General features: G+C 52.8%; 3 protein-coding genes. All 3 read left to right on the plus strand.

The features are described 5' to 3' along the window. Positions 1-11: 11 nt before the first annotated feature. The 3 genes from F4Y39_06175 (at position 12) to F4Y39_06185 (ending at position 7,216) form a co-directional block, all read left to right on the plus strand. The gene (locus F4Y39_06175; GenBank protein ID MYC13297.1) at positions 12-3,272 is read left to right on the plus strand and encodes a TonB-dependent receptor; all 3,261 of its coding nucleotides are present in this window, start codon (positions 12-14) and stop codon (positions 3,270-3,272) included. 239 nt (positions 3,273-3,511) lie between these two features. Continuing rightward, positions 3,512-6,169 carry a T9SS type A sorting domain-containing protein gene (locus F4Y39_06180; protein ID MYC13298.1) on the plus strand — a complete coding sequence of 886 codons (2,658 nt, stop codon included), beginning with the start codon at positions 3,512-3,514 and terminating at the stop codon, positions 6,167-6,169. Between the two features lie 30 nt (positions 6,170-6,199). Further along, on the plus strand, positions 6,200-7,216 hold the full coding sequence (locus tag F4Y39_06185) for a PorV/PorQ family protein (protein ID MYC13299.1): 1,017 nt from the start codon (positions 6,200-6,202) through the stop codon (positions 7,214-7,216). The last annotated feature ends 186 nt before the right edge of the window (positions 7,217-7,402 follow it).

Raw genomic sequence — 7,402 nt, forward strand, 5'->3', positions numbered from 1 at the left:
GGTAAAAATTGATGCAAAAGATACTTTCAATAGTTGTGCTGTCCTTGCTTGTTAGCGCGGGTGTTTCGTATGCCGCGACAACGGGAAAAGTGCAGGGTACAGTGCGCGACGCGCAGACGGGTGAAGTATTGCCGGGTGCCAATGTGGTGATTGATGGCACACAGCGCGGTGGAGTCACCGATCCCGATGGTTTTTTTGTCATTTTGCTCGTCGATCCCGGCACGTATTCGATGACGGCCTCGTTAGTGGGTTATGATGCACAGCGTCAGACCGACATCAGGGTTCAAGTTGACTTGACGACGACCGTTGATTTCCAGATTCGAGAGGCTGCTCTGGAATTGGGCGAAATCACGGTGATTGCAGAGCGTCCGCCGGTTGAGCCAGATAAGACGACGAGTAAATATATTATGAGTGCCGAGGATCTCGAGGCTGTGCCCATCGTGCGCGATATGGGTCAATTTATCGAGCTTCAGGCTGGTGTTTCAATCGATGCCGATGGTAATGAGCTTCAGATCCGCGGCGGCGACCCCGACCATGTGGCATACATCGTGGATGGCGTTCGCATTGCTTCGAGTGCTCGCTCGGGTCTTGGCCGGAGCCTGAACAAGAGTGCGGTTCAGGAACTCCAGGTGATTACAGGTGGTTATAACGCCGAGTATGGCAATGCCCAGGGTGGTGTGGTTTCGATGGTGACGCGCGATGGCGGTTCGGCATACAGCGGTATGCTGGACTATCGATTCACACCTGCCGGACAGAAGCACTGGGGTGCGAATGTGTACGATTCGCCAATGCACCGGGGCAGCAACAGGTGGGATAGTGCCGACTGGGTTGCAGAGCAGATCGAGATCCCCGCTGACCTGGATGGCGATGGTGCCAATGACATCGTGCAGGCACACAAGCGTCTGGACTACACGGGCAAAATGGGACATCGCATCGATGGCAATATCGCGGGTCCACTGAGTCAGGACATGACATTTTTTGCCAGTACGGTCTGGCGCAAAGAGCCGTCGGCATTGTTGAATGCCAATTTGACGACGCCTCCAAATACGCGCAATACGGCGAAGCTGACGTTTTCCGCGTCTCCCAGCTTGAAGTTGCGAGCAGGGGGGATTTACAATTGGAGGAAAGGGACCTCTGGCGGCCCGAGCGAAGGCGGCAGGTTGGATTTGCGCAACAGTGGTAAAAATATCTTTTTACACGTCGTAAATCCAACGGGTAACTTCATTGCCACAGATGCGTTGTTTTACGGTGCTGTGACGCATTCTCTGTCTCCCAAGACTTTTTACGAAGTGAATTTGGCCTATTCGACGACGGACCGCGATACAACGGGTTTTCATGGCCACTCTGTCGTGAATGACGATCTGACGTCTTCCAGCGTGAAGGATGCGGCAGGTCACTACACGATTTACCGCGAAGTGTCCAACTGGGCCCTGTCGAGTTACAAACGGTTGAGCTTTAAGGCAGATCTTTCCAGCCAGGTGAATAAGCAGAACTTTGTGAAAGCCGGCGTGGAAGTGATTCGCTACAACAACTGGTATCAGCGTTGGTGGTCAAATGGTCCCACGCACCGTAGCCTTATTTGGTTCTCCAAGAATTATACAGATACGGCATTCTGGCCCAGTGGGAACAATGTGGGCCTCAATCCCATTGATTTTGGTGTCTATATTCAGGACAAGATCGAGTTTGAGGGGATGATTGTGAATGCGGGCCTGAGGGGCGAGCTTTTCTTCCCGAATACCTATATCAAAGATACCGATGCCTGGTACGGTGCTAAGGCGCCCTGGAATGGCATGACGCGTTCCGCCTATATTCCCACAACTAAGGGACCCACGATCAAAGCATTTCAGCCTCGCGTTGGCGTGTCGCATCCGATTACGGAAAAGAGCCTCGTGCGTTTCTTCTACGGTCGGTTTACGCAGCGCCCGACTTTAAGCCAAATGTTCCAGAACCAGTTTACGTCCAATGAGGCTGTAGATAGGGATCTGAATGGCAATGGTGCGATTGATCCCGGCGAACAGTTCAACGAGTTCAATGACTCTGGCTCACGGCACGGCACCCCGTATTTGCCTCCCGAAGAAACCACTTCTTTTGAGGTGGGCCTGGACTGGAACTTTGTGGGTGATTATGTGCTCGGTCTGACGACTTATTACAAAGCGTCGGGCAATGAGATCAGAAGCGCCTCACAGCAGTGGATCGATCCAGGAGGCCATCAGTATGTGACGGGTGTTCAAGGCCATGGACCGGGCAACTGGCGCGATGTTCGCGGTTTTGAGATCAATTTGCGCAAGAAATTCTCGAACATGTTCGCGTTCAATGTGGGCTACAACCTGCAGTGGGCAGACGGAGGGCGCAATAGCGCGCACCGCCGCGATGTATGGCCCGATTCTCAGTTCGTAGCCAGTGGTTACTACTTTAACACCTGGGATGTCGATCCCACGACGGGCGCAGAGAGTCCCGTGTCATTGCGGGAAAAAGCGCGTCGCGAAGGGTTACCCGAGGATCACTACATCATCCGGTATGGAAGACAAGCGAATATTTATTTGCGGAGTCAACATAACAGGATAGTGAATTTCACCGGCACCGGTGGTGCGTGGTCGTGGATTCCGTGGTATTCTCACTATTCGGCAGAAGGCGCGCAGTTTGTCGCCGCTGAAGCCCGCACGAGCCTGGGCCATTACGACGATGGAGACAGAGAATTCTGGGAACGCGCTGGCAATCATCCCGGCAATCCGGGAAGTGGCGAAGGCACGCTGGCGGTGGCGCACAACCAGGAATCTGGCGAGCGCGCTCCGCTGACCGCTGATCGCCGCAGCTTTGGTTCGATTACGTTCTTGTTTGCCACGCCATCGAACTACGGTCCTTTTGGTGGCAAAGCACTGGGCAATATTCGTTCCAATCTGGTGTATTATCTTTACGCGGGTAACAGGTTTACGTATAGCACGGGTGGTATTCAGGGATTCCGACAGGGTCCCCTCCATACGCGTGCAGACTTCAATGCCGAGAAGGTGTTTGGCAATATGTCGGGCGTGAACATAACCGTAGCTGTGGAGATCTACAATTTGTTCAATCAGAAGGACTGGCGCCAGAATAGCCTTGGCGGGGTTCCGGAAGATTGGGATTCTGATCGCTATCAGAAGTATGGAATTATGGGCTTAGAGCCTACCAATGTCGATATTGTTGCGCTGGGTCTGCAAGCACCGGAAATCAACGATATCGGTAACTATTGGGATTCTCCACGCGAGATGAATTTCAGCTTGCGCATTAAGTGGTAGATCGCGGAAGGGCGCGGTTTTTCGCGCCCTTCTAAAAAAAGGGAACTTTTGATCCCAGCTATTAGTTTATATTGTACTATAAAACTGAAAATTTGAGTGGTGTGCAGGGGCGCCTGCACACCGCCGGCTTCACGCAGAGAGGAGGGATGGTCAATATTTTCGCTTGAAGTCGCCGGGGAAACGCAGTAGATCGCAAGTAGTAAAGATGTCATCAATCACTCCATAGAGGAGCAGTATCCATGTCCAAAAAGCTCTGGTTTTACGCTTCCGGATTTTTCGCCGGAGTTGGCATGTGCCTGGCGGGTCTGGTCACACAGGCTCAGGCTCAATGGCCCGGCAATGCCAGAATCTCGATGTCCCGGGGTCAGATCGGTCACACGCTCCACAATCCGGGCATGACGGGAAAGAAAGACAACGAGACAAAGCTGGCACAGTCTTCGTTTTCGTATCCTCAGGGCCGCAATATCAAGGTGTATTCGGGCGGTTCTGAGCGCGAGGGCTGGAATGCCAAGTCGAATACAGGTGGTGAAGGCTTCTGGGTGCTTTCCAATACGGGTGGCAGCCCACACGGTACGTATGCAGGACCGCGTATTACGTCTTCAGACCTGATTGGTCGTCCCCACGATATGACGCAGATGCCCGAAGCCTATGTAGGCGTTGTAGAAGATGGGAGTTGGGCAATGGCGATTCGCAGAGATAGTGGTGCCGATGCGCCCAATATCGCGGGATCAACAGTTGCAGACCGCCGGACCAACTGGTGGCCCGCAGCCCACGGTATTTCCAATGCATCGCCTGGAACGAATCGGGCAGTTGTGGTCTGGAACTTCCGTTTTGGTCGCTACAACAGCAATGAGCCTTTTGCCAATCGCATTGGTTCTGGGGAATTTCCGCAGTACAGCGCGCCTTCGTGGGTAGAGTCGCTGTCTGATGATGATTTTCCCGAGTTGATCGGTATTCAAGAAGGCGGTTCTTCTGCCACGGGATTGGAATGGACGCGCAAGTGGTTTTCCACGGCGCATCCAGATCACGATGAGTATTTTGTCGTTGACAACGAAGTGGTGAACAATTCGGGTTCGACGGCCGAGGGTGTTTATATCACCTTTGCCAACCGCTTCCACGCAGGCCAGGCTTCTGGCTGGCGGTCAACGTCGTGGAATCGCCCGCGCGATTACACGCGCGACGATTATTATCGCAACACATTGGCAGCCAATTATCTCAATGGCGTCAGCCGCGGGGATTACACCTCTGCCCTGGGCAGGTCTGCTGGTTTGCAGCGGGGTGTTGACCTTGCCAATGACGGTCATTTTATGACGTATTACCACGATGGGGACTCCGATCATATTTCCAATCTGATCAATGATCTGGGCGATCCCTATCGCTATTCTATCGCCCGTGAGCGCTATACCCGCGAGCAGACCTGGGTGCGCGAAGGGATGATTCAGCACGGTCAGTATTTTGGCCTGGGTACTGTGGATGCCTTCCCGCCGTTTATGCGTTATGGCGGCGTGGATGATGCAATGTATGTGGCACCACACGACAATCCGGTCACAGGACACGATGAGAGTATGCAGCAGCCTGCTTCGGTGCTCTTCCACGCCTATCGCGGTAAGAACGACTTTGACTATCCCTCGCCAGACCGTGTGGGCGATGGTCAGATTTACGACGCGGTTGCCAATGGCGGTTATACCGCTGAAAATGAAACCCCCGGGCATTATTCCACGCTGGTGTCTTATGGCCCTTACACGCTGGCACCAGGTGAGAAGGCCAAAGTGGTGGTCGCCTATGTGGTGGGTCTGGCGGCTGATCACCCCAAGTATGACGATTACAAGAAGTATGCTCAGCCCTTTAATATGGGCTGGATGAACCACTATGGTGGCAGGGGATCTGAGCCTACGAAGTTGGCAGATCGCCAGCCGGAGATTCCTCTGGGTGAAGATGTAATGTTTGATCACTTTGAGAATGCTATTCAGTGGTATAATTGGGGTTATGATCTTCCCAACCAGCCGCCCAATACCAAGGTGGCGTGGGATTCCAACCTTCAGGGTAAGACGCAGATTCGGTGGAGTGTCTTTGGTGAAGAAGCAATGGATCCAGATTATTCTGGTGCTGAGGCACAGGATTTGCGCGGATATCGCATCTACCGCTCGTCTGTGGAGTATCAGGGCGAGTGGGAGTATGTGACCGAGTTTTCATTCGAAGATGCGCGTGCGGGCAATTTGCCCACGGGTGTCTCGTATGAACCTTCTCGTACGTGGACAACGGTTAAGAGCGGTTCCTGGCCAACGGGTATTCCACTTACGACCAACCAGTACGCTGATGTTGGTGAGCATGGTAATATCAATTCCGCTGCTGGTCCCGAAATTCCCGGCACGTACCTGTTTGACGATCAGGGCACGAACGCTGGCTTCCCCAACTGGTATAGTGTGCGTATGTATGACTCTGGTCACGGTGATTGGAATGGCGTGAGCAGCGTCGATGCCCTTGAAGCCGCGCAGAACACCTCTTTGGGTGCTGTGTATGGTTCTCGCTCGGGTATTGTTCCCGTGGTTCCGGGTGCAGCGGTGTTTGATCGCCTCGAAGAGCAGGTTCGCGTGGTTCCCAATCCGTTTAAGGTAGATAGCGATTTGCATACGTACAACCGTCAGCAGAATATGCGGTTTACCAATCTGCCGGGTCGCTGCCAGATCGACCTTTACGATGTGACGGGTCAGCGGATCTGGACATTCTACAACCAGGATCCTCTGAAGGGCGAAGTGACGTATATCCAGCTTGCGGAGAATCGTCCGTCTAACTTTGGTGAGGCGATGTTCCCGGGTATTTACTTCTGGAAGGTTACGTCTCTGATGCCGGGTTCAGAAGGCAAAACGCAAACTGGCACTTTTGTGATCATCAAGTAAGGCGCGAGGCCAATAGAAAGGAGAAAGACAATGTTGAAGAAAGCACTGCTTTTCGGTCTGGCTGTTGTCCTTGCCCTGCCGATGTATGCACAGGCTCAGGAAGAGCGGCCGACCCAGGCTTCATTAGGACCTTTTCCCGTGGATAGGACGCGCATCCCTCCTGAAACGGATCTGATTAAGTATGCGCGTGTGACGACCACGTCTTATGGTTTCTTGAAGTTGACGGGCAATGCGCGCTCAGCAGGTATGGGTGATGCGTATTCGTCTGTTGGCAATGATCTGTCGGCGGTCTTTTACAATCCCGCTGGTGCAACACAGATCGAGCGTTATGCGCTGACAGCCTCTTATCTGAAGTGGATTGTAGGGTCCTCAATGGGCACGTTTGCCATTGGTGCCAAGACGAATGTGGCGACCTTTGCAGTCAACTTTGCGTATTTTACCACAGATGAGTTTGAAGAGACCACATCTTCTCAACCTGGCGGCACGGGACGCATGGCCACAGCGGGCGATATGGCTGTTGGTCTGACCATTGCCAAGCAGGTGACGGATAAGTTGAGTGTGGGTGGTAATCTGCGTTGGGTTCAGGAAGACCTGGATTTGCAATCGTATTCCTCGTATGATATAGATTTTGGTACGCTCTTTTACACGGGCTTTCATTCCACGCGTTTGGGTATGTCGATGCGCAACTTGGGCGGCGACCAGGACGTGATTGGTCAGAAAGCGCGTTTCCCGATGGTGTTCAATCTGTCGGGTGCTGCTGAAGTCTATGGGAATCTGGGTGATCCGCTGTCGCTCACGATAGCCGTTGAACAGATGTTCTTCACGGATTCGATCAACCGTTATCACTTTGGCGCGGAAGCATGGGTTCAGAACATGCTGGCGTTGCGCGGTGGTTACAAGATCGGTTATGATTCCGAATCGTGGACAGTGGGTGCAGGCTTGCGCCAGACGTTGGGCGACCAGAGTGTGGGTGTGGATGTTTCGTATTCAAGGGCTGAGGCACTTGATGAATATCCGATTCGCGTCTCTGTTGGCATCGGCTTCTAAGTGAAGCTCTCCCACCAGATACACAAAAGGCTGCGGTCGAAAGATCGCAGCCTTTTTTATTTTCATTACCGCCTTTATCGGTGTATTTAACCGCCTGCATTGGTCTTTATCACCAATATCAGGCGATTTTTTTGTGTCTTAAAATCTTTATTTATATAAAAAACAACAAGATAGAATCTGAATGAT

It is taken from the genome of Gemmatimonadota bacterium, assembly GCA_009838845.1.
Classification (GTDB): domain Bacteria; phylum Latescibacterota; class UBA2968; order UBA2968; family UBA2968; genus VXRD01.

Coding starts and splice junctions, on each gene's coding strand:
- F4Y39_06185 (MYC13299.1), top strand. CDS start 6,200: ATGTTGAAGAAAGCACTGCTTTTCGGTCTGGCTGTTGTCCTTGCCCTG.
- F4Y39_06180 (MYC13298.1), top strand. CDS start 3,512: ATGTCCAAAAAGCTCTGGTTTTACGCTTCCGGATTTTTCGCCGGAGTT.
- F4Y39_06175 (MYC13297.1), top strand. CDS start 12: ATGCAAAAGATACTTTCAATAGTTGTGCTGTCCTTGCTTGTTAGCGCG.